23 protein-coding genes and 1 tRNA gene are annotated in these 21,674 nt (G+C 67.4%); 14 read left to right on the top strand and 10 right to left on the bottom strand.

The annotated features are described in order from the left end of the window. The first annotated feature begins 2 nt into the window (after positions 1 to 2). From ACFSVL_RS02450 to ACFSVL_RS02430, 5 genes are all read left to right on the top strand, one after another. A complete protein-coding gene (locus tag ACFSVL_RS02450; protein WP_378300383.1) occupies positions 3 to 1,208 on the top strand; it encodes an MFS transporter in 1,206 nt (401 codons plus the stop codon). 15 nt (positions 1,209 to 1,223) lie between these two features. After that, on the top strand, positions 1,224 to 2,687 hold the full coding sequence (locus ACFSVL_RS02445) for a bifunctional 3-(3-hydroxy-phenyl)propionate/3-hydroxycinnamic acid hydroxylase (protein ID WP_378299968.1): 1,464 nt from the start codon (positions 1,224 to 1,226) through the stop codon (positions 2,685 to 2,687). Beyond that, a complete protein-coding gene (locus ACFSVL_RS02440) occupies positions 2,684 to 3,502 on the top strand; it encodes an SMP-30/gluconolactonase/LRE family protein (RefSeq protein ID WP_378299966.1) in 819 nt (272 codons plus the stop codon). The genes ACFSVL_RS02445 and ACFSVL_RS02440 overlap by 4 nt, the downstream gene beginning before the upstream one ends. Further along, positions 3,499 to 5,496 (top strand): acetoacetate--CoA ligase, encoded by a 1,998-nt coding sequence (locus ACFSVL_RS02435; RefSeq protein ID WP_378299964.1) that lies wholly within the window; start codon positions 3,499 to 3,501, stop codon positions 5,494 to 5,496. The genes ACFSVL_RS02440 and ACFSVL_RS02435 overlap by 4 nt, the downstream gene beginning before the upstream one ends. 199 nt (positions 5,497 to 5,695) lie before the next feature. Next, the gene (locus ACFSVL_RS02430) at positions 5,696 to 6,325 is read left to right on the top strand and encodes a TetR/AcrR family transcriptional regulator (protein WP_378299962.1); all 630 of its coding nucleotides are present in this window, start codon (positions 5,696 to 5,698) and stop codon (positions 6,323 to 6,325) included. On the opposite strand, the gene ACFSVL_RS02425 is transcribed toward ACFSVL_RS02430, so the two are convergent. Next, positions 6,246 to 6,869, bottom strand: a complete 624-nt coding sequence (locus ACFSVL_RS02425) for a TetR/AcrR family transcriptional regulator (protein ID WP_378299960.1) — start codon at positions 6,867 to 6,869, stop codon at positions 6,246 to 6,248. The two genes, ACFSVL_RS02430 and ACFSVL_RS02425, sit on opposite strands and share 80 nt — an antisense overlap. A gap of 81 nt (positions 6,870 to 6,950) precedes the next feature. On the opposite strand from ACFSVL_RS02425, the gene ACFSVL_RS02420 reads away from it, so the two are divergent. Beyond that, on the top strand, positions 6,951 to 8,033 hold the full coding sequence (locus ACFSVL_RS02420) for an FAD-dependent oxidoreductase (RefSeq protein WP_378299958.1): 1,083 nt from the start codon (positions 6,951 to 6,953) through the stop codon (positions 8,031 to 8,033). Then, positions 8,030 to 8,659 carry a DUF3159 domain-containing protein gene (locus ACFSVL_RS02415; protein WP_378299956.1) on the top strand — a complete coding sequence of 210 codons (630 nt, stop codon included), beginning with the start codon at positions 8,030 to 8,032 and terminating at the stop codon, positions 8,657 to 8,659. The genes ACFSVL_RS02420 and ACFSVL_RS02415 overlap by 4 nt, the downstream gene beginning before the upstream one ends. Before the next feature lie 258 nt (positions 8,660 to 8,917). Here ACFSVL_RS02415 and ACFSVL_RS02410 read toward each other — a convergent pair whose 3' ends face one another. After that, positions 8,918 to 9,304: a hypothetical protein gene (locus ACFSVL_RS02410; RefSeq protein ID WP_378299955.1), complete on the bottom strand. Its 387-nt coding sequence runs from the start codon at positions 9,302 to 9,304 to the stop codon at positions 8,918 to 8,920. Between the two features lie 113 nt (positions 9,305 to 9,417). Between ACFSVL_RS02410 and ACFSVL_RS02405 the strand changes: the two genes are divergently transcribed. Further along, a complete protein-coding gene (locus tag ACFSVL_RS02405; RefSeq protein ID WP_378299953.1) occupies positions 9,418 to 9,729 on the top strand; it encodes a hypothetical protein in 312 nt (103 codons plus the stop codon). 1 nt (position 9,730) lies between these two features. Beyond that, positions 9,731 to 9,970: a hypothetical protein gene (locus ACFSVL_RS02400; RefSeq protein WP_378299951.1), complete on the top strand. Its 240-nt coding sequence runs from the start codon at positions 9,731 to 9,733 to the stop codon at positions 9,968 to 9,970. A 265-nt stretch (positions 9,971 to 10,235) separates the two neighbouring features. On the opposite strand, the gene ACFSVL_RS02395 is transcribed toward ACFSVL_RS02400, so the two are convergent. Next, positions 10,236 to 10,308: transfer RNA gene (locus tag ACFSVL_RS02395), tRNA-Arg, on the bottom strand. Between the two features lie 16 nt (positions 10,309 to 10,324). Continuing rightward, positions 10,325 to 10,957 carry a TetR/AcrR family transcriptional regulator gene (locus ACFSVL_RS02390; protein WP_378299949.1) on the bottom strand — a complete coding sequence of 211 codons (633 nt, stop codon included), beginning with the start codon at positions 10,955 to 10,957 and terminating at the stop codon, positions 10,325 to 10,327. A gap of 23 nt (positions 10,958 to 10,980) precedes the next feature. Between ACFSVL_RS02390 and wzt the strand changes: the two genes are divergently transcribed. Next, positions 10,981 to 11,799, top strand: coding sequence for a galactan export ABC transporter ATP-binding subunit Wzt/RfbE (wzt, locus tag ACFSVL_RS02385; protein ID WP_449224360.1), 819 nt, complete (start codon positions 10,981 to 10,983; stop codon positions 11,797 to 11,799). On the opposite strand, the gene ACFSVL_RS02380 is transcribed toward wzt, so the two are convergent. Continuing rightward, positions 11,771 to 12,625, bottom strand: coding sequence for an SDR family oxidoreductase (locus tag ACFSVL_RS02380; protein WP_378299946.1), 855 nt, complete (start codon positions 12,623 to 12,625; stop codon positions 11,771 to 11,773). The two genes, wzt and ACFSVL_RS02380, sit on opposite strands and share 29 nt — an antisense overlap. A gap of 40 nt (positions 12,626 to 12,665) precedes the next feature. After that, positions 12,666 to 13,178, bottom strand: a complete 513-nt coding sequence (locus ACFSVL_RS02375) for a pyridoxamine 5'-phosphate oxidase family protein (RefSeq protein ID WP_378299945.1) — start codon at positions 13,176 to 13,178, stop codon at positions 12,666 to 12,668. Between the two features lie 327 nt (positions 13,179 to 13,505). On the opposite strand from ACFSVL_RS02375, the gene ACFSVL_RS02370 reads away from it, so the two are divergent. The 3 genes from ACFSVL_RS02370 (at position 13,506) to ftsW (ending at position 16,936) form a co-directional block, all read left to right on the top strand. Next, positions 13,506 to 14,270, top strand: a complete 765-nt coding sequence (locus ACFSVL_RS02370) for a divalent metal cation transporter (RefSeq protein ID WP_378299943.1) — start codon at positions 13,506 to 13,508, stop codon at positions 14,268 to 14,270. Beyond that, positions 14,267 to 15,508 (top strand): LCP family protein, encoded by a 1,242-nt coding sequence (locus ACFSVL_RS02365; RefSeq protein ID WP_378299941.1) that lies wholly within the window; start codon positions 14,267 to 14,269, stop codon positions 15,506 to 15,508. The genes ACFSVL_RS02370 and ACFSVL_RS02365 overlap by 4 nt, the downstream gene beginning before the upstream one ends. A gap of 111 nt (positions 15,509 to 15,619) precedes the next feature. Then, entirely contained in the window at positions 15,620 to 16,936 is a 1,317-nt protein-coding gene (ftsW, locus tag ACFSVL_RS02360) for a putative lipid II flippase FtsW (RefSeq protein ID WP_378299940.1), read from the top strand. A gap of 93 nt (positions 16,937 to 17,029) precedes the next feature. On the opposite strand, the gene ACFSVL_RS02355 is transcribed toward ftsW, so the two are convergent. Beyond that, a complete protein-coding gene (locus tag ACFSVL_RS02355) occupies positions 17,030 to 18,184 on the bottom strand; it encodes an AAA family ATPase (RefSeq protein ID WP_378299938.1) in 1,155 nt (384 codons plus the stop codon). Beyond that, entirely contained in the window at positions 18,178 to 19,140 is a 963-nt protein-coding gene (locus ACFSVL_RS02350) for an RNA polymerase subunit sigma-70 (RefSeq protein ID WP_378299936.1), read from the bottom strand. The genes ACFSVL_RS02355 and ACFSVL_RS02350 overlap by 7 nt, the downstream gene beginning before the upstream one ends. 67 nt (positions 19,141 to 19,207) lie before the next feature. Here ACFSVL_RS02350 and ACFSVL_RS02345 point away from each other — a divergent pair, with 67 nt between their 5' ends. Beyond that, entirely contained in the window at positions 19,208 to 19,768 is a 561-nt protein-coding gene (locus ACFSVL_RS02345; protein ID WP_378299934.1) for a TIGR03086 family metal-binding protein, read from the top strand. Here the strand turns inward: ACFSVL_RS02345 and ACFSVL_RS02340 are convergent. Both ACFSVL_RS02340 and ACFSVL_RS02335 read right to left on the bottom strand, forming a co-directional pair. Further along, on the bottom strand, positions 19,765 to 20,748 hold the full coding sequence (locus ACFSVL_RS02340) for a methyltransferase (protein WP_449224359.1): 984 nt from the start codon (positions 20,746 to 20,748) through the stop codon (positions 19,765 to 19,767). The two genes, ACFSVL_RS02345 and ACFSVL_RS02340, sit on opposite strands and share 4 nt — an antisense overlap. Beyond that, entirely contained in the window at positions 20,741 to 21,613 is an 873-nt protein-coding gene (locus ACFSVL_RS02335) for an NAD(P)H-binding protein (RefSeq protein ID WP_378299932.1), read from the bottom strand. Before ACFSVL_RS02335 ends, ACFSVL_RS02340 begins: the two co-directional genes overlap by 8 nt. Positions 21,614 to 21,674: the final 61 nt, after the last annotated feature.

The following is a 21,674-nucleotide window of genomic DNA, read 5'->3' as shown; positions in this document are numbered from 1 at the left end:
CGATGCCGTGGCGAGCCATCGCGATCGGGTTGGCCGTCATGACGCTGGAAGGGTACGACCTCGTCGCTTTCGGCGCGACGACACCATTGCTGCTCCGGTACCAGCCGTGGCATCTTTCGCTGACCGAAGTGGGCACGTTGGGCAGCCTCACCCCGGTAGGCATGCTTTTCGGCGCGCTGCTGGTCGGACCGATCACTGACCGATACGGACGACGCCGAACCACTCTGCTCAGCCTCGCGGTCGTCTCGCTGGGCATGTTCGCTTGCGCGGTCGCGCCCAACCCGGAACTGTTCGGAGCCAGCAGGCTTGTCGTCGGACTGGGCGTAGGAGCGGTCTACCCAGCGATGGGGCCGCTGATTTTCGAGCTCGCGCCGCCGAAACGGAAGAACCTCAGCTCCGCGATCGTCCAATGTGGAGTGACTGTCGGCGGCTCGCTGGCTGCCGTCGTGGCCGCGGTTTTCCTGCACGGCGACGGCTTCCGGCTGGAATATCTCGTCGGCGGAGCCTTCGGACTGGTGCTGGTGCCGATGACTTACCGCTGGCTGCCCGAATCACCGGAATACCAGCGAGAGCCGACGGGTGCCCGCGGTTTGCGTGTCGTGCTGCGGCCGCCGTATACCGGAACAACGGTGCTGTTCTGCGCCATGGTGATCTGTTCGTTCTTGCTCATTTTCGGGATCAACACCTGGTTGCCGCAGTTGATGCAGGTCGCGCGCTATCCGCTGGATTCCTCGCTGATGTTTCTCACGTTGCTCAACGTCGGCGCTACTGCCGGCGGCCTCGCGATCGCGGTGCTCGCCGACCGGGTGGGGTCGAAAGTACCCATTATCGTGTGTTTCGTCGTCGCAGCGGGTGCGATGGCTGCCTTGAGCATCCGGTCGCCGTTGGTCGTGCTCTCCGTGATCGTCCTGATCGGCGGCGCGGGCGCGTTCGGCGTGCAGGGATTGATCAATGTATACCTCGCGCGCACCTATCCGGCGCAGGCCAGGGCCAGCGCGATCGGGGTCGCGCTGGGAATCGGCCGGATCGGCGCGATCGCCGGCCCGGTGCTTGGCGGCTGGGTCCTCGCCGCCGGGTTCGCTCCACAGTGGAATTTTCTTCTCTTCGCGGTACCGGCACTGTTCGGGGCGATCCTCGCCGTCGCCGTCGGCGGATTGCGCCGGGCCGCGGAAACACCCATGTCGCAGCCGGTCGAAGAACCGGCTTGAGCAGAGGGAACGGTTATGGACACTTACGACGTCGCGGTCGTGGGATGCGGTCCGGTCGGATTGGCTCTCGCGCGGTTGCTCAGCGCGAAAGGGCTTCGGGTCGCTGCCATCGATCCGAACCGGATCGTCTGCCATCATCCGCGAGCAACCCATCTCGACGACGAATCGATGCGCACGCTCCAAACCCTGGGCGCGGCCGATCTCGAACAGCGGTTCCTGCGCCAGACTGGCTGGACGCTGCGGCTGCCGGACGGAACCCCGTTTCTCGAATTCGCGCACGCCCGGGAAGAATCCGGCCAAGGCTGGCGTACGGATTACCAGTTCCACCAGCCGGATTTCGAGTCCCAGCTGCGCGGCCTGCTCGCCAGCGACCCGAACGTCGACCTGTGGTTCGGCTGGTCGGTCACCGCGATCGTCCAGGACGCGGAGGCGGTCCGCCTCACCCTCACCGACCGGAATCAGGTCAAGACGCTGAAAGCGGCTTACACCGTGGGTTCCGACGGGGCGAATTCGTTCGTCCGGCAGCTGATGGGCGCCGAAGTCGAAGACCTGGAGGGCACCCAGCGTTCGCTCATCGTCGATGTCCATCCGTTCCGGCATCCTCCGGCGCTTCCGGCGGAGTCCGGATTCATTCTGTGCGAGGGACAGCGCCCGATCACCTACGTACCGATCTTTCCTCCGATGCTGCGGTTCGAATTCATGCTCCTCGACGAGGACGACGCCGCCGAACTGGAACGCCCGCAGGCGGTGTACGACGCGCTCAGCCGCTGGATCGAACCGGGCAGCTACCGCATCATGCGAGCCGACACCTACGAATGGCACGCGCGGCTCGTGCACGGCTGGCGTTCGGGACGGCTGCTCCTCGCCGGCGACGCCGCGCACGAGATGCCGCCGATGCTCGGCCAGGGCATGTGTTCCGGCCTCCGCGACGCGGCGAACCTCGCATGGAAACTCGCCGCCGTCGTCAAGGGAACCAGCTCCGACAGCCTCCTCGACACCTACGAAAGCGAGCGCGCCCCGCACGTTCGCCCGTATATCGCCGAATCCGCCCGGCAGGCCAACCTCATCGAGTCCTTCGGCATCGGCGAGACGCACCCGGAACTGTCGGAACCCCAGACACTCGAACCATTCCGACCTCCGCTCGGCCCCGGCCTGACCGAGGAACCCGGCGACGCCGTCGGCAAGCTCAGCCCCCAACCCCGGGCCGCCGATGGCACGCGGCTTGACGACGTGACCGGATACAACTTCGTCGTCGTAGGAAAACACGTGGTGTCAGCGGAAACCGCGGAGCTGTGGCAACGGCTGGAGGTCGCCGTGGTGACGGACGCGGGCCCAGCGGTCGACGATTGGCTGGCCGCGAACTCGGCCACTGCGGCGATCATCCGCCCGGACCGCTACGCGTTCGCCCTGGCCGCCGATGCGGCGGACCTCGAGACGGCGACGAAGGAACTCGCACAGCGCATGGAGGTGCGCGCATGAAGCCCTATCGCAGCGGGATGGTCTGGGGCGAGGGGCCGCGCTGGCACGAACGCGCGCTGTGGCTGTCTGATACGCAAGGCAGTCGACTGTGGACGGACCAGGACGGAAGCTGGACTGCCACCAAGCTGGACTCGCCTTCCAACGGTCTGTGGTTCTTGCCCGACGGCAGGCTCGTCGCGGCCATGATGCACGAGAACCGCATTGGCGTCTGGACTGGTAAACAGTTCGTCACCCATGCCGATCTCAATGCCGTGGCCACCGGTCCACTCGGCGACCTCGTCGGTGACGCACAGGGCAATCTGTACGTCGACGACGTCGGTTTCGCCGCCGGTGAAGCACCTCGGCCCGGCCGGCTGCTGCGAGTCGCTATCAATGGTTCAGTCACCGTCGCCGGCGAGAACCTCAGCTTTCCCAACGGTCTCGCCTTTATCGACGACGGTCGCACCCTGATCATCGCCGAGACCGCGGCTCAACGGCTGACGGCCTTCACCGTCGGCGCGGACGGCACGCTGACCGACCGGCGTCTTTACGCCGACCTCGCCGATCTGGTCGGGCCCGACGCTCGTCCCGACGGAATCTGGGCAGTACCAGAAGGAATCTGGGTGGCGACCACTACCGGACACGCGGTCGTCCTGATCCGGGACAACACCGTGCGCACCAAGATCGACACCGGTGATGAGTTCCCCATCGCGTGCTGCTCCGCCGACGGGAACCGGCTGTTCGTCACCCTCGCCGACACTGGCGGGCGACCGCTGTTCGAAGCCCTCGCGGCCAAGGCGGTGCAGACGACGGTCGTGGAATGGGAGGGCGAATGACCGGCCGGATTCCCGCGGAAGAAGCGCGGATCACCGATTTCGCCCGGTATGCCTCGGCCCGTACCGGACGCGAGCTGGCCGGCGAGTACCGGACGCTGTGGGAATGGTCGGTGGAGGATCTCGACGGTTTCTGGTCGGCCGTGTGGGACTACTTTGGACTGCCCATGCGCCCGGAAGGACAACCCGCGCTGGCGACCGAGGCGATGCCGGGCAGCGTCTGGTTCCCCGGGAGCACGCTGAACTACGCGGCCGAGGTGTTCCGTGGCCGGGACGATGCCGCCACCGCGGTGGTCGCCGTGACCGAGGAGGCCGATCCGGTCGAGCTGAGCTGGGGCGAGTTGCGCCGTCAGGTCGGCTCCGTCGCGGCGGCCCTGACCGACCTCGGGGTGTCGGCCGGCGACCGGGTGGTGGGGTACCTGCCCAATTCAGCTGAGGCCATCGTGGCGTTCCTGGCCACCGCGAGTCTCGGTGCGATCTGGGCTGGATGCGGCCTGGACTACGTCGGGTCGGCAGCGCTGGCGCGATTCGCGCAGCTTGAGCCGGCGGTGCTGATCACCGCCACGCAGTCCCAGCACGGTGGCCGCGTCGTCGAGCGCGGTGCCGATGTGGCAGCCCTGCGCGCCGGACTGTCCACTTTGGTCGCTACAGTGGCGGTCGGCGACGCGAACTCAGCGCCCGGCGCGATCCCCTGGTCGTCAATCACTGGCGGCGACGACGCGCTGGCTCCAGTCTCAGTCCCTTTTGGACATCCGTTGTGGGTGCTGTTCTCCTCCGGAACCACTGGCCGTCCTAAAGGGATAGTGCACGACCACGGCGGCGTCGTCCTTGAGCAACTGAAGCATTCCGCCTTTCATCAGAACCTGCGGACCGGCGACCGGATTCTCTGGTACACCACGCCGAGTTGGATGTTGTGGAACTCCCTCGTCGGTGCCCTGTTGGTCGGAGCGACGGCGGTCTGCTACGACGGCAGTCCGACCTTCCGCCGCCCTGATGCGTTGTGGCAGTTGGCCGACCGCCTTCGGGTCACCACGCTGGGCACCAGTCCCGGCTACCTGGCGTCCTGCCGCAAAGCCGATGTCCGGCTGGGGGACCACGACCTGAGTGCGTTGGTGCGGCTCGGCGTCACCGGGTCGGCTTTTCCGGCTGACCTGCACCGCTGGGCCGAGCAAGAACTCGGGCCGCGCGTCCAGATCGTTTCCAGCAGCGGCGGGACGGACGTCGTCACCGCTTTCGCGAGCGCGGCACCGACGACGCCGGTGTGGCCGGGCGAGTTGTCGGTCCCGTGCCTCGGGGTCGCGCTCAATGCGGTGGACCAGGATGGAAAACCCGTCCGCGGGACAGTCGGGGAGCTGGTCGTGCGGCGTCCGATGCCGTCCATGCCAGTGCGATTCTGGAACGACCCCGGCGACCTCCGGTACCGGGCCGCGTATTTCGACACGTTCCCGGCGATGTGGCGACACGGCGATTGGACGACCATCACCGACCGCGGCTCGGTGATCATCCACGGCCGTTCGGACGCGACGCTGAACCGGCACGGCGTGCGGATGGGAAGCGGCGATATTTACGGGCCGGTCGAGGAGCTTCCGGAGGTTCAGGAGGCCTTGGTCGTAGGTGTCGAGGAGGGCTCCGGTGGGTATTGGATGCCGTTGTTCGTCACTATGGCCGACGGGGTTGCCCTCGATGACGCGTTGCGGCAACGGATCCGGGCGGCAATTCGCCGAGGCGCGTCGGCGCGGCATGTTCCGGACGAGATCATCGCGGTGCCGGGAATTCCGCATACTCGCACGGGGAAGAAGCTGGAGGTCCCGGTGAAGCGGCTGTTGCTCGGGGATGATCCGGATGCCGTGGTCGATCCGGGCAGCGTTGACCGACCGGACTTGCTTAGCTGGTACCGGCAGTTCGGCTTGGCCCGAAAGGGACTGGGGTGCGATGCGCCCAGATCTTCCGCAAAGCCCCCTCCGGATACGGAACCGTCAACCGCGCCCGCTGATTGACCGGCGACGCACACCCGCCCGGGGTCGCCGCCGAAACGGGAAATGGTGCGCTGCACCCATTCCCGCCCGCCAGCGGCCCGTCACAGCCCCCTCGGCCGTCCGGACCGCTGGCGGCATCGTTCCGATCATTCTCGCGCCCCCGACGGTTTCAAGTCAAGTGTATTATGTCCACTGTATTGAAACGAGCGAAAGGGCTGGCGTGCCGAAGAAGGTCGACCACCGCGAGCGCCGGGAAGAGATCGCCCGCGCGCTGTGGCGGGTGGTGGAGCAGCAGGGCTGGAACCGGGCGACAATGCGCGAGGTCGCCCGCGAGGCGGGGGCCTCCCTCGGGCAGGTGCAGCACTACTTTTCGACCCGGACGGCGATGCTCACGTTCGCGATGGAGTTCGCCGCTGAGCACACTTCGCACCGGGTCGCCGAGGGCCTCGCCGGCGTCGCACACCCTCGGGACGTGCTGCGCGTGACGCTCGCCGAGATGCTGCCGCTGCGCCCCGACTCCCGCGCGACGAGCCGGATGAACGCCGCGTACGTCCTCGAAGCCCTGCACGACCCGGAGTTGCACACACGACTGCGCGACGAACTACGCGAGAAGCGTGCGATCGTCGAGCACCTGATCCGGCAAGCCATCGCCGACGGGCACATTCCCGCGGACCGCGACCCAGCGGTCGAGACGAACCTCGTCCTCTCGCTGACCGGGCTGACGACGCTGCTTGAGCTGGACGTGATTGAGCCCAGTGCCGCGCTCGCGGCTATCGATCAGCATCTGGACCGGCTGTTTGTCCGGCCGCCCCGATCAGGCAGTGCTGCACGAGCGGACCGAACCGGCTGACCAGCTCGTCGACCGGCGAAGACGCGATCGGCTCGATCCGCACGACGTACCGCGCCACGGTGAGCCCCAGCAATTGGACGTTGACCATGCCCGCCCGGTCCGCGGCGTCCGGAGTGTCGAGGAGCTTCGCCAATCGCTGGGTGATTTCGCGGTCGACGTACTCGCGAATGAGAGTGTCGGATTGGTCCTCGGCCGGGGCCGACCGGGTGAACATCGCGAGCGGGGTTCGGCCGGAGGCGTCCAGGTTCTCCAGGAGTGTCCGGACGATGCGCTCGCCGAGGCCGTCGAGCCCGCCGGCGAAAACCGCGTCGATGGCCGGCGGGAGCTGCGCGGACATCTCGATCGCGGCGGCGAAAAGACGCTGCTTGTTGCCGAAGAAGTAGAACACCATCGCGGGATCGACGCCCGCCTCGGCCGCGACCGCGCGCACCGTCGTGCCGCCGTAGCCGTGCTCCCGGAACAGCGCGCGGGCTGCGTCCAGGATTCGCTGTTTGCTCTCCGCCCCGGTTCGCCAGCGTCCGGGGCGCGCACTCTGTTCTGCCATGACGCCGGTGAGTCTAGCCGAGCTTTCTTCATCGTTGGTGGAGTTTCGCACGGAGTCGCGCTAGCCTGAACTTCATCAGCGATGAAGAAACAGGGGGCCGGGATGAAAGTGATCGTGATCGGCGCAGGTCTGGGCGGGCTGACGCTCGCGCAAGGGCTGCGCCAGGCGGGGATCGACGTCGCCGTGTACGAGCGAGACGGCGCAATGGGGCGCGCGCAAGGCGTCAGCTTGCATGTCGACGACCGAGGCGCTTCCGCGTTGCGCGGATGCCTGCCGTCGGCACACGCCGCGATGATCGACGCCACGATGGGCGGGCTACGCACGCAGACGCTTTCAGTGTCCGAAGTGGACGGATCGCTCGCCGTTGTCGACGGCCAGCCATCTGCCGCACGACCCGGACGGCAGACCCATCGTCCCTTGCTGCGGGCGGTATTGCTGACCGACTTGGAGGACGCGGTCCACTTTGGAGCGGAGTTCACGCGGTTCGAGCGACAAGCGGACGGCACGGTCAAGGTGTGGTGCGCCGACGACCGCACGGACACGGCGGACGTCCTGGTCGGCGCGGACGGGATCGGCTCGGCGGTCCGCCGTCAGTACCTGCCGCAGGCGCGCGTGGTCGATTCGGGGCAGCGCATGCTCATGGGTGCCACTCCGTTGCGGTCTGCGGCCGGATTGCCCGACCTGATCGGCCACAACCCCGCCGTCGCACGGGTGCGCGACAAGACAATGGTGCTGGGCGCGCTGCGGTTCACCTCGCCGCCAGCCGTGGCGCGGCAACGGTTGCTGCCCGCCTTGAGCCACAGTGTGGTCGCCTCGGTCGAGGACTATCTGATGTGGGCTTTGCCGACCACGCAGGAACCACCGGACTTGCCGCCCGTCTTGCGCCGGGTCGTCGATGACGCGTGGCCGGAAATGACGTCCACGCTGCGCATCGGGACGATCCCGCCAGTACCTGCCTGGCCCGCCAGCCCAGTGACGGTCCTCGGCGACGCGATCCACCTGGCACGCGGTTTCGGCGGCAACCTCGCGATGCAGGACGCACACCGCCTCCGCGACGCACTAATCGAGGCGGACCGCGGCCGGGTCGATCTGATCGAGGCGATCAACGCCTACGAAGACACGATGCGCGCCTCCGCACCGGTGCCGGTCAAGGCGAGCGCATGAGCTTCTCCCTCCTGACCGAGAAGTCGTTGTCGTTGTTCGCCGCGATGGGCGGCTGGCGCACGGTCGCCGAAGGGGTCGCTTCGCGGGTGCTGTTCCTGATCACCTACTTGGCGACCGGTCAGGTATCGACCTCCGCGCTGGTAGCAGTCGGCGGCGTGGTGGTTTTCGCCGCGATCCGGGTCTTCACCGACCGGAAGTACTGGCAGCCGGCGATCGGGCTGGCCATCGTGGGAGTTTCGGCTTTGCTGGCCGGGAGCACCGGAAACGCGGTCGACTTCTACCTGCCGGCCGTGCTCACCCAAGCAGTCGGGGGCGCGGTGTTCCTGCTGTCGATCCTGGTGCGATTGCCGGTGCTCGGACTAGTGCTGGGCGCGGCCCGCGGCGAACGCTTCAGCTGGCGGCGGGACCCGGCACAGCGTCGGCGTTACCAACTGTGTACGGCGATCTTCTTGGCGAAGTACGTCCTAGCCACGGCGGCGTTGCTGCCGTTGTACCTGACCGCGCAGGTGACCCCGCTCGGCATCGCCGCGACTTTGCTGGGCGGCGCGCCCGCGATGGGCGTGTGCGGCTATCTGTGCTGGCGGGTTCTGCGCACCCAAGGAGCGCCAGTTCGCCGAATCGCTTAAGCAACTACTTCCCAAAGATGCGACCGCAGCGACGAACAGCAGACAGGACAGATTTCACCCGGCGATTCGTGATCAGGAACCAGCCGAACGGCGGCCAGGCGTGCGCTCGCCACAGCAACGCTGACTACAGCAGAGCTATGGCAACAGGTGAAGCGATCAGCCAACAGCGACATATCGAACGAGCGGCACCGCGACCACGCCCAGCAACGGCTTAGCGTAGCGAGTCGCGTTGCGCGCAACTTCCAAGACTGGCCAACCTCACCTGATCGACCGCAAGGGTTTGCCCGTCTCCGTCACGACCCAGAAATCCCACCCATTCCGATTCGGGTTAATGCCGGGCTTGTATGCCTCGACCACCGCGATGGCAGCACTGCTGGGCCGGTTGAACGACTTGCCAACCAGCACACCTGTGGTGATGTCAATGCGCATAGTGTCGCGGTCGTATACCCCTTCAACGCGTTGGCCCGCGTAGATGACGTGAACATCCACGTTGCCGTCGAGCCGCGGCCCGCCACTTGCCTGCCGGCTTGCCCTGGCGAACTCCTCGAGGAGACGTTTGACGACATCGCCCTCCGTTGTCCTCCAGGCAGCCGCGAGCAACTCGATCCGCTCATGCACGGCGTCGGCCACGATGATGGAACCCATGAATCCTACCTTCAGTAGAAATAGCACTATTTGACAGCAAAGTATCCTACCAGCATACTAGCTGCACCGCCTGCGACCGGCAGGGGTCGCAACGAACACTCGGAGGTGCAGCCGTGGAGACACCCGCGCACGCGATTCGGCACCCCACCAACCGAATCGACCTGCTCGCGCTGGCTGTCGCACATGGGCGGCCGGTACGGCTACACGCCCTGCGGACTACCGCGAGCTGGCACCTCGAACTGCATCGAGTTCACGTGCCAGCGAAAAACCTGCGCGCAAGCGAACGCCTGGCGCATGTTCTAGGCGAAGTCGTCGGCCCGCAGGGTCGTGCCGTCAGCGCGGCGCGAGCAGCCGACAGCCTTCGTTCGAGCCTCGTTGCCGGCTCCAGCAAGGAGTTCCAAATACCTGGCGAGGTGGACGACTGAGATGGGAGTCGTGCTCCTTGGACTGGCCGGCAGCAGTGCCGTGACGGCGATCGCGTGGATGGTGGTGCGCCTCGCCGATGCCCGCACGTTGAAGCAGATGATGTTCAAGTCGATCGAGGACTGCCCTCCGGCGAAGCGCCCGGCCACCATCGAGGCGGTTAGTCAACTGGCCAGCCAAATGTCACGTGAACGCCCTTTGACAGGGACGGGACACATCTCCGGCAGACGACACGCAAAATAGCCGCTCCGCAGTGGTTCAAGTCAGACCTGCCGAAACCTCCCCGACCAGCGCGCTGAACCCGTTCGACTTGTCTCCGAGCAACTGACGAAGGCCGGACCTGACGCAGTTCCCGGCAAAGAGCCCAGATTGAGAGTGTCAGCGTGATCGAGAACAACACACCGCAGCCAGTGTCACGACCACGGCCCCGAGAGCCGCGCATCACAGTCGAAGGACTGCGCCGTGGGCCGCCACAGGACCGGACATCGACGCGGACCTCGTCGTGATGTGCCCCCGGCAGGATTCGAACCTGCGACACCGGCTTTAGGAGAGCCGTGCTCTATCCCCTGAGCTACGAGGGCCTTAACGCGCTGCAGCCTACATCCTAGCGGTGACCCGGGCCGGGTCTGCGGCTGGTGAAGTCAGGTACGCCAGTGCCATCTCCGCCGCCTCCTCGGCCCAGCTCGGCCACGACTGGTCATCCGGCCAGAAGCGGCAGGTCGCGGCTCGGTGGATGCAGGCTCCGATGATCGTCCGGGCCGCCATTTCGAGACCGGCGGGCTCGGTCAGGTACGGCGCGGCGGCTTCCCGGAGTGCGGCCTGGATCTCGGACAGCGCGGACAGGCCGCGGTCTCGGCCGTCGGAGCGTTGGGCGTCCAACAGCTCAGGGAAGATCCGGTCGTGCTCGGCGAAGGTACGCGCGAGGGCGGCTACGAAGGCGGTGAACGTCGAGCGGAGGCCGGGGGACGCCGAGGTGAGGGCATCTCGGACGCTGGTTTCCAGCTGGGTCAGCAGCTGATCCTTGACCGCGTACAGCAGCTGCTCCTTGCCATCGAAGCGGCGGTAGATCGTGCCCACCGACATCCCCGCCCGCGCGGCGACCTCGGCGACGGTGAACGAGTCCAGGCCTTGCTCTGCCAGCACCTGTTCGGCGGCGGTCAGCACCTTCTGCAGCGAAGCCCGGCTGCGCGCTTGTTGCGGCGGGCGGAAGCCCTCGCTGTTCTGACTCACCTGGCGCACGTTACCCGACCCAGATGCGAATGGTAATTTTGGTTCGCATTCAGGGAGGGGCCATGGTCAGCATCGAGGTACGCGGTGCCTACGTCGACTTTCCGATCTTCGACGCCAAGGCGCGGTCGCTGAAGAAGCGGGTGCTCGGGAAGGTCGGTGGGAGGATCGGCACGGGGGCGAGGGTGCCGGTGATCGAGGCGTTGCGGGACGTGTCGTTCCGGCTTGACGAGGGCGCGCGGGTCGGGCTCGTGGGGCACAACGGGGCCGGCAAGTCCACTTTGCTGCGGTTGCTGTCCGGGATTTACGAGCCGACCCGGGGCTTCCGGCGGGTGACGGGGCGGGTCGCGCCGGTGTTCGATCTTGGGGTTGGGCTGGATCCAGAGGTGTCGGGACGGGAGAACATCCTGATCCAGGGTCTGTTTCTCGGGATGAGCCGCAGGCAGATGGCGAAGCGGGTCGAGGAGATCGCGGAGTTCACCGAGCTTGGCGACTATCTGCAGCTGCCCTTGCGCACATATTCGGCCGGCATGCGGGTGCGGCTCGCGCTCGGGGTGGTGACGACGATCGATCCGGAGATCCTGTTGCTCGACGAGGGGCTCGGCGCGGTCGACGCGGCGTTTCTGGCCAAGGCGCGCGATCGGCTCAAGGATCTCGTGCAGCGGTCTGGGATTCTGGTGTTCGCGAATCACTCCGACGAACTGCTCGCGGAGTTTTGCGATACCGCGCTGTGGATGGATGAGGGGCAAGTAAAGCAGCAGGGGGCATTGTCCGAAATCCTTGCTGCGTATAGCGGGAAGCCGGCGACGACGAGCCTTACTCGAAACGCTGCCGGTGCGCCGTAGCGAACTCGCGGAGGCTCCGTGGCCGTTGGCCGGTGACGTCTTCGACGGTGGAAGTCACGGTTTCCGCGCCGCCGTCCAGGTATACGTTGCACACCTCGACCAGTGCCTTGGCGTGGAACGACGACATACCAGCCTCGGCCAGCGAGGAAAGGGCTTGCTCGTTGGACATTCCCCGGTACGCGATCGGACGGCCGAGTACCTCGGACAGCACCGTCGCGGCCTCTTCGTACGTCAGGGCTTCCGGGCCGGAAAGGGCGTACGCCTTGCTCTCGTGACCGTCTTCAGTCAGTGCGCGGAACGCCACGCGGGCGATGTCTTCGGCGTCCACAAACGCGATCCGGGCGCGGATCAGCGGGCTGGCGAAGAAATTCCCGGACCGGATCGTTTCGGCCCAGTTTCCGGAGAAGGCTTGCAGGTAGAAGTTCGCTCGCAGGAAAGTCCAGGACAGCGGCGACGTTTCCAGCATTCGTTCGACCGGGCGGTGCAGCCGGGCGATCGGCGTGAGTTCCTCGTCCGCCCGCCAGAGGGATTGCTTGACCACGTGCGAGACCCCGGCCGACACCGCGGCTTCGACCACATTGGACTCATTGCCGGTCTGGCCCGGGCTCATCGCGCCCAGCAGGAACACCTTCGACACCCCGGCCAGCGCCGGTTGCACGGTGGCCGGATCGGACATTTCGACGGTGACCGCGTCGATGCCGTCCGCGGCGGCTTTCCTTGTCTTCTCCAGGGAATGGTAGGCGGCGCGGAACGGCACCCCGGCCGCGCGCAGCTGGGTGACCAGCGCCGAACCCACATTGCCGCTCGCACCCGTCACCAGGATCATGCGCCCCACCTTCGTATGTAAGACGAGGCAGTCTAGTGGATCAGCCGTTCGCCTGGGCTGATTCCGCTTGAGCCCGGCGCCGCACCAGCTCCTCGACCGCCGACGGCAGCGTGGTGTCGAAGTCGATCAGTTTCGCCCAGGTCGGGGTGACGACGATGCGGACCATGCCCTCGGCGTAGAGGGAGCGGATTTCCGCCTCCCATTCGACCCGCTGCTCGGGCGTGATCTCGTAGGAACCGTTCATTTCGAGGAACTCGTCCGGAATCCCGTCGACGTAGTCCAGTTCGGCACGGCCGCGGATGAGCAGGATCTTCGGCGGGTGCACCTCGGTGTCGATGGTGAGCGCGACCATCGGATTCGCCCGCAGCGCCGCCAGTTTCGCCGAGTTCTTGGTGGTGCACAGGACCACCTCGGCGCCGTTCCAGCTGAACGAGATCGGGATGCTGCGCGGCGTGCCGTCCTTCGCGACGTAGGCCAGCCGGGTCAGGTCGCGGGCGAGCAGTTCTTGGCTGAGCGGGCGGTTCAGGACTTCGGCGATCCGCTGCGGTTCCATCTCGGTCTCCTTCGCGTGGTGCGGTCAGGTGCTGCGGGGACGGAGCGCGGACGGCGTTCTCGACATTCTCCCGACGGTGAGCTGAGTCACACTGATAATTAAAACACTTGTACAACCGCTTGACAGTTATCCGACGGGTGGCGTTGAGTGCCCCTTGATGCCTGGAAACGCGGGGAGGTGCGGGCGATGCGCGATACGAGCCCAGGGCGAAGTACGCCTCCCGGCCCCGGATCGTCCCTGCTTTCCGGCATCTCCGGCTGATCCTGGAAAAACGGGCGTCGCGGGTGCCTCGATCGGCTCAGCCCAGGGTCGAGAGGAGTGTTCGGCATGACCACCGACACCGTCGTCCGCATCGACCGGCGCACCACCGCGGTCCTCGACGAGGAGCACGTCGGCGACATTCGCGGTGTACTCGGCACCATCGAAGCGGGCGATTCCGCGCCGCGGACCGGTCTCAGCGCCAAGTTCAAGACTCTGCTCGCGATCGTCGGGCCGGGGTTAATCGTGCTCTCGGTGCTCGACCTGCTCCTGCTCAACGCGTTGACCCTGGTCACCGAGTTCATCGGCATCACGATGGCGACGCGCTGCCTCGGCCTGCCGACGGTGCCGTCAGTCGCGCTGGCCGCGGCCGTCATCATCGGAGCCGCGTTCACCGGCAGCTTCCGGCGGTTCGAGCGGATCGCGATTTTCTTCTGCCTCGGGTCGCTGACGCTGATCCCGGTGTACGTGTTCGCGCATCCGGCGGGCATGCTCGGCGGCCCGGTGCCGACCATGCCCGCGGGGCCGGGTGGGATGGCGGAGCTGATGTTGCTGGTCCTCGCGATCGTCGGGGCGTTCGCTGCATCGTGGGGCGTGGCGTGCGAAGGGGTTCTACGCGGGTCTCGTCGCGCTGTCGGCCGCCAGTGGTGGCCGCGTCCTCACGGCTGGGTACGCGCTGCGCGCGTATCTGCTCCTGGCGATGGCACTCGCCATCGTGAAGCTCATCCAACTGGCGTTAGGTTAACTCTGCGTGAGATTGCTTCTCAGCGTGCACACAGGGAGTGTGCACAACAGTGGGAAACCATGACGCCCCGGCACCGGAAGGTTCGATGACCTACCCCCACGACAGACGTGCCGCCGCGTCCCGGGCCGCGGCGGCACGCGCCGTCGCCGCCCGCGCCGCGGCCCGGCGGCGACAGATCATCGGCCGGCTCGCGCTGGCCATCGCGGCCGGCTTGACGCTCTCGCTGACCGGCTACGGCTGGGCGGCTTACCAGGGCGTCGTGTCCGGGCTGCAAGTGTCCGACGTGCTCGACGGGGAGTCGACCTCCAGCGGCGGCGACACCAACATCCTCATCATGGGTCTCGATTCCCGGCTCGACGAAAACGGCAATCCGCTGCCGAAGGACATCTACAACGCACTGCACGCCGGGGATCAGCAGGACGGCGGCTACAACGCCAATGTGCTGATGCTGCTGCACGTCCCCGGCAACGGCGGCAAGGCGACGTCGATCTCGATTCCGCGCGACGATTACGTTCCGCTGGCGGGCTGTCCGGACAACGTGTGCAAGGGCAAGATCAAGCAGGCCTACGGGCTGGCTTTCGACGAAAAGGCCAAACAGCTCGTTTCGCAGCACGTCACCAAAGCCCAGCGCGAGCAGCAGGCGCGGGACGCGGGCCGCCGGGCGGAAATCGACACCGTGCGGAAATTCCTCGGCGATGTCCCGATCGACCATTTCGTCGAGGTCACCCTGGTGGCGTTTCTGGAAATCGCACAGGTCGTCCAGCCGATCACGGTGTGCCTCAACGAGGACACTCAGGACAGTTACTCGGGGGCGAACTTCCACGCCGGCCAACAGGAGATTTCCGCCGAGCAGGCTGTCGCGTTCGTCCGGCAGCGCCGGGACTACGTGCACCCGGGGCTCAACTTCACCGACCTCGACCGCGAACGCAGGCAGCAGGCGTTCATCTCTTCGCTGGCCTATCAGCTCAAACAGGGCGGGGCCTTCACGGATCCGGCGAAGCTCCAGGGGATTCTGGACGTCGCGAAACAGAACACCGCGGTCGACAGTTCACTGGACCTGCTCGCGCTCGCGAAACAGGCAACCAGCCTGACCGGCGGAAACGTCCGTTTCGTGACTCTTCCCATCGACCATTTCGGCAAGAGCACATCCGGCGAAGACGTCAACTTTGTCAATACCGCGCAAATCCAGTCGACCGTCGCGCAACTGCTCAGCGACGCCCCGATGCCGAGCCCAGCCGCCTACGTGACACCGATCTCGCACGGAACCAGCAACACGCCCTCCGATCCGCCGGTTTTGAGCGGAGGCGGAATCCCTTGTGTGAAATAACTTCAGCGGACGGCCCGCGCGCCTCAAAGTCCTATCCGGACGGATAAGGCACAATCGGCCCGGCGCGTTCTTTTCCCGCGCCGAACAATTCGGCGGACGGCGGGTGCGCGAGTGGGTACGACACGGAACAGACGAAGCCGGGTTCCGGTCGCGATCGTCGGCTGGCTGTCGCGGCCGCTGGCGTCGTTCCACCTCGTGCTCGCGCTGTGCGGTCTGCTCACCCTGCTCGGCGTGATCATGGTGCTGTCGGCGTCGTCGGCACAGCCGGGCGGGGTGTACAGCACCTTCCAGAAGCACGTCATTTTCGTCCTCATCGGCCTGGTCGCACTGTGGGCCGGGCTGCGGATTCCGTTGCGCCGGATCAGATCCCTCTCGCCGATGCTGATGCTCGTCACGCTGGCACTGCTCGCGCTGGTGCTCAGCCCGCTCGGCGCGAAGGTCAACGGCGCGCAGCGGTGGTTCGCACTCGGTCCGCTGACGCTGCAGCCGGTCGAGGTCGCGAAGGTCGCGTTGACGTTGTGGGGCGCGCACATTCTCGTGGTGAAGGCCCGGCTGCTGCACCATTGGCGACATCTGCTGGTGCCGTTGGTGCCGGTAGCGCTGCTGATGTTCGCGCTCGTGATGGCGCAGCCGAACCTCAGCGGGACGATCTCGCTCGGCATCGTGCTGCTGTCGCTGCTGTGGTTCTCCGGCGCGCCGGGGCGGCTTTTCGGCGCGCTGCTGGCCGGCGGCGTGGCCGGGTTCGTGGTGCTCGCACTGGTCGCGGACTACCGGCTCGCGCGCGTGTTGTCGTTCCTCTCCCCCGACGCGGACACCTCCGGCGCCGGGTATCAGGCGGTGCAGGCGCAGTACGCGCTCGCCGAGGGCGGGTTGTTCGGCGTCGGGCTCGGACAGGGCGCGTCGAAGTGGAAGTACCTGCCGAACGTGCAGAACGACTTCATTTTCGCGCTGATCGGCGAGGAACTCGGGTTCCTGGGCTGCGCGGTCGTGCTGCTGCTGTTCGGCGGGCTCGCGCTGGTGGGCCTGCGGATCGCGACGCGCAACCTCGACCCGTGGATCCGCATCGTCGCCGCGACGATCACCGTGCTGCTGGTGGCGCAGGCGGCGGTCAACATCGGGTACGTGGTGAACGCGCTGCCGGTCACCGGCGTGACGCTGCCGCTGGTGTCGTACGGCGGGACGTCGTTGATCGTGACGATGTTCCTGTTCGGCGTGCTCGCCAGCTGCGCCCGGCACGAACCGGCGGCGGTGGCAGACCTGAATCATCTTGGCCCGGGCAAGATCGGCCGGATTCTGCGGCTGCCGGTGCCGGAGCCGTATCGACCGGTGCGGACGCCGGGGAAAACCGCTCGGGCGCGGCGGCCGGAGCCGGCACCCAAACGCCGGAGGACGCCACAGCTGGCGGAGGGACAGCGCACGAAACGCTAGAAGTCCGTGAGGGGAACCCTCATAGACGCTGATTCCCTCAGGGTGGCCCTCACGGACTTCCGCAACGCCCATCGGGGTCGTCGGCAGGCGGTTTCACCGCTTCGGCCAATGCCACGAAGGCTGGTCGAGCCGCCCCTGCCCGGCCACCACCGTCGCGCCGAATTCCTTTTCCAGTTCCAGTACCGAGGCGTCCTCCAGGAACCGCACCAGCAGCTGCGAATGCGAGACCACCAGCAGTTGCGTCGTCTTCGCCGCGGCGGTGATCAGCGCGGCCAGCGCCGGCAGGAGGTCTGGGTGCAGGCTCGTTTCCGGCTCGTTCAGGACCAGCAGCTCAGGCGGCCGCGGGCTGAGCAGGGCAGCGGCCCACAGCAGGTAGCGCAGGGTGCCGTCGGAGAGTTCGGCTGCGCTCAGCGGGCGGAGCAGGCCGTGCTGGTGGAAACGGAGGTCGAAGCGGCCGTCGGTGGTGACTACCTCGACCGATGAGCCGGGGAAGGCGTCGTCGATCGCGGTGGCTAGGGCGGCGGCGTCGGTGGATTCCTGGATGGTGCGCAGGGCCGCGGCCAGGTCGCTGCCGTCGTGGTCGAGGGCCCACGTGCGGGTGCCGATGCGGCTTTGCCGCGCGGGAGCGTCGGCGTCGGTGCGGAAGTGGTCGTAGAACCGCCACGCGCGGACTCGGACGCGCACGATCAGCAGTTCCGGGCACAGGCGCGGGTCGGCGAACTCGCTCAGCATGCTGTCGGTCAGGGCGATCGAGTGGCCGCTCTCGGCCCAGCGGCCGGACTCGTCTCGGATGCGGACTCTCGTGCCGGAGCGGTCGGCCAGGAGTGCGGAAGGGCGCAGGACCGGGCCGTGCCAGACGCATTCACGTTTGTATTCGGGGTCGAGGTTGAAGGCGGTTTCTGCGGGGACCGGCAGGCCGAAGTCCAGTGCGTAGCCGAATTCGTCGCCGGCGTAGCCGAGTCGCAGGCCGACTGCTTTGGTCCGCTGCAACGGCTGCACCGGAGTCCGGCCCTCGCGGACAGACCGGCTGATGGTCTCCGGACCGGCCCACAGCGTTGACGGCAGGCCTCCTTCCCCGGCGAGGGCGGCGACCGCGCCGTTGCGGCCGGCGTCGGCGAGCAGCCGCAGCGCGCGGTACAGGCTGGACTTGCCGGTGCCGTTCGCCCCGACGATCACGGTGAGCTGCGACAACGGCAGCACCAGGTCGCGCAGCGAGCGATAGTTCTGAATCGCCAGGGTGGTCAGCATGGCACCTCCGAAGGCAGGTCGAAGCGGGGGAACAGCTCGGGGGCGAGGAACCAGGTGACGGTGCGGATCCGGTCGCCCCACGGTGCCAGGACGAGGATTCCGGCGGGATGGGCGGTGGTTCCGCCGGGTTCGGTGAGGTAGCAGGCGAAGGCGGGGTGGGTGTTGGCGCGCGTCGGCAGCAGGCGGAACCGACGGGTGCCGCGCCATTCGCCGAACCTGGTGAGGAACTCGGCGACGGCTTCCCGGCCGACGTATTCGTGTGGTGCGGGCGGCATGGCGAGCCAGCCGTCGTCGGTCAGGAGCGCGACCACGCCTTCGACGTCTCCCGCGCTGAACGCGTCCGCGAAACGCTGCGCGATCTCTCGTTCCCGCGGTGCTGGCGGAGCGGGTTCGACGGTCTGGCGCACCTGGGCTCGGGCGCGTTGCAGAGCGCCTTTGACCGCGGTGGCGCTGGTGTCCAGCAGGTCGGCGACCTCGGCGGTGGAGTAGTCGAGGACGTCCCGGAGCACGAGGACAGCGGCTTGACGCGGCGGGAGTTTCTGCAGCGCCGCGACGAACGCCAGCTCAAAGGTCTCCTTGGCGCCGTAGTGGGCGGCGGGGTCTGGCGCGGGCTGCAGCCAGGTCACCTCGGTGCGGCGGGTGGGCTCGGTCGGGGTGAACGGCGGCGACGGTTCGGCGGGAATGCGACGGCCGGCGTCGCGGAGAGCGTTGAGGCAGCGGTTGGTGGCGATGCGGTACAGCCAGGCGCGCACCGAGGCGCGGCCGGCGTAACCGTCCAGGCCGCACCAGGCGGCGAGGAGCGTCTCTTGCAGCAGGTCTTCGGCGTCGGTGAGGGAGCCGAGGATGCGGTAACAGTGCACCTGCAGCTCGTGCCGGTAGGGGTCGACCAGCTCGCGGAAGGCGTGCTCGTCTCCGGCGCGAGCACGGTCGAGGATGTCCTGGGCCACCTTTCGCATCCTGCCACCGTTCCGTTTCCGGGGCGGGCGGTGTCTCTACCGGTGACCCCCTGAGAAAGGCGAAACGATGAACCCTGTCGACGATCTGGCCGCTGTCCTCGAATCCACCGGCGAGCTGGTCGCTGGCGTGTCGCGTTGGGACGCGCCGACGCCGTGCCCGGAGTGGACTGTCCGCGAGCTGGTGAACCACCTGGTCCTCGGGCATCGGCTGTTCACCGGAGCGCTGCGCGGCGAGGCGGGTGGCTCGCTGGACCCGCGTGCTGCCGACGTGCTCGGCGACGATCCGGTCGCCGCTTATCGGGAGGCGGTTGCCGGGCTGCTCGCGGCGTTCCGGCAGCCGGGGGCGTTGGAGCGGGTGGTCGAGGTCCCAGCCGGGACGGTTCCGGGGATCGTCGCGGTGCACCTGCGGATCGTCGAGGAACTCGTGCACGGCTGGGACCTCGCCCGTGCGACTGGACAGGAACCGAAGTTCGAGGATTCCTTAGTGGAGCGGGAAATCGCGTTCAGCACGGCGAAACTTGGTGATCTGCCGCCGGAGCGGAGCCCGTTCGCGCCGCCGGTGCCGGTCGCCGAGAGTGCGCCGCCGTTGGACCGGCTGGTCGCGTTGCTCGGACGGTCGTCGAGTTAACCGACCCGGAATTCCAGCAGACCGCGCTGGTCGGTCAACGGTCCCGCCGATTCCAGCTTCAGGCCCGCGGACTCGGCCAGGGTGCGAAATTCCTCCACCCGTCGCTCGCGGCCTCCGAAATGGACCAGCATGACCATGTCCATTTCGGTGCGCGCGCGAATACCGCTGACCGCTTCGATGGCAAGAATCCGCCCGGACGCGCCCGCCGCCTCCGCACACCGTTCCAGGATGCGGCGGGCGTTCTCGTCGTCCCAGTTGTGCAGGATGTCTACCAGGACATAGGCATCCGCCCCGGCGGGGAGCGGGTCGAAGAAGCTGCCGCCGTGCACCGTGACCCGGTCCAGTCCGCGTGCGGCGAAGGCGGCGCGGGCTTCGGTCGCGGTTGGTTCGAGATCGATCAGATGCGCGCGCAATTTCGGATTGGCTTCGAGAATCGCGGCGAGCAAGTCTCCCCGGCCGCCGCCGACGTCGACCACCGTGTCGAAAGCGGACCAGTCGATTCCGGTGACCACCTGCGGGATCTCCGTGCGGAAGCGAGTGCTCATCTGCTGGTCGAAGGACTGGCGCAAATGCGGTTGTTCGGAAAGGTCCGCCCAGAAATCCTTGCCGTATCGGCGGGAGTAGGCGGCTTCGCCAGTCCGGATACTGTGCGCCAGTTCGACGAAGGCGAGTTCGGCGCGACCGGCGGCGCGGTCCAGGTGCAGGAGGTTGGCGACGCCGTTTTCGTTGTCCGCACAGAGATTCGCGCCGTAGGCGGTGGTCAGATAGCCGTCGTCGGTGCGTTCGACCACGCCGAGGGCGGTCAGGTGGCCGAGCAGGACGTCGAGCGCGATCGGTGAGAGGTCCAGTTCAGCGGCGACGTCGTCGACGGTGCCGGGGGCGCGCAGCCGGTCGGGCAGGCCCAGCGTGACCGCGACTCGCAAGGCCATCGGGGTCGCCAGGCTGGCGGCGCGGAGGAGGTGGTTCACGTCATCACTCACGTGACTCCACTTTGCCAGCCTGGTCAACGGTTTTTCCTGGCCAGATGGCGGTCTCGGCGAATTCGGCGAAGCTGCGGGGCGGACGGCCGAGCGCGCGGTGGACACCGTCGGAAACGTGTGCGTCGCGGCCTTCGCGGAGCGGTTCGAGGACGTCGGCGAAGATCTCGGCTTCCGCGTGCGGCAGGCCTTGGTTGACCAATTCCGCAATGTAGTCCTTAGTAGACAGTGGAACGTAGCGGATCTCGCGGCCGGTTACTGCGGAAATCGTGGCGACCGCCTCGGCCAGCGAGACGGCGAGCGGGCCGGAGAGTTCGTAGGTCTGACCCGTGTGGCCGTCTTCAGTCAGCGCGGCGACGACCACCGAGGCGATATCTGCGGCATCCACAAAGGTCGCCGCGCCGTCGCCGGCGGGCAGGCGTAGCTCACCAGCGGCGATGGCGTCGGCGAAGAATCCTTCGCTGAAGTTTTGCGCGAACCAGCCGGGGCGGCTGATCGTCCACTCCAGACCGCTTTCCCGCACGGCCGCCTCGCTGTCCGCGATCCCGTCGCGCATTCCGGTGCGGTCGCGGACGTAGTCCGGGTCGTCGATGCCGCGTCCGGAGGCCAGCACTATCCGCCGCACGCCGTGCTTCTTGGCCTGCTCGACGAAAGGGCGCACGAGATTGGTGCCGTCGAGTTGCACGACGTATGCCGCGCGGACGCCCTCCAGCGCGGCGTCCCAGGTGCTGGCGTCGGTCCAGTCGAAGGGATGCTCGCCGGATCGTGCGGCCGCGCGGACAGGATGCCCGGCGGCGCGCAGCCGGGCGACGACACGGCGGCCGGACTTGCCGGTCGCGCCGGTGACCAGGATCGGGGGTTCAGCCATGCGCCCAGTCAACTGCCGGACCGCCGGCCGGGCCATGGTTGAAAAGCTCGCCTCGATGTCT

Origin of the sequence: Amycolatopsis silviterrae (assembly GCF_042684085.1) — a bacterium.
Classification (GTDB): domain Bacteria; phylum Actinomycetota; class Actinomycetes; order Mycobacteriales; family Pseudonocardiaceae; genus Amycolatopsis; species Amycolatopsis silviterrae.
This window is presented reverse-complemented; position numbering and strand designations above follow the sequence as displayed.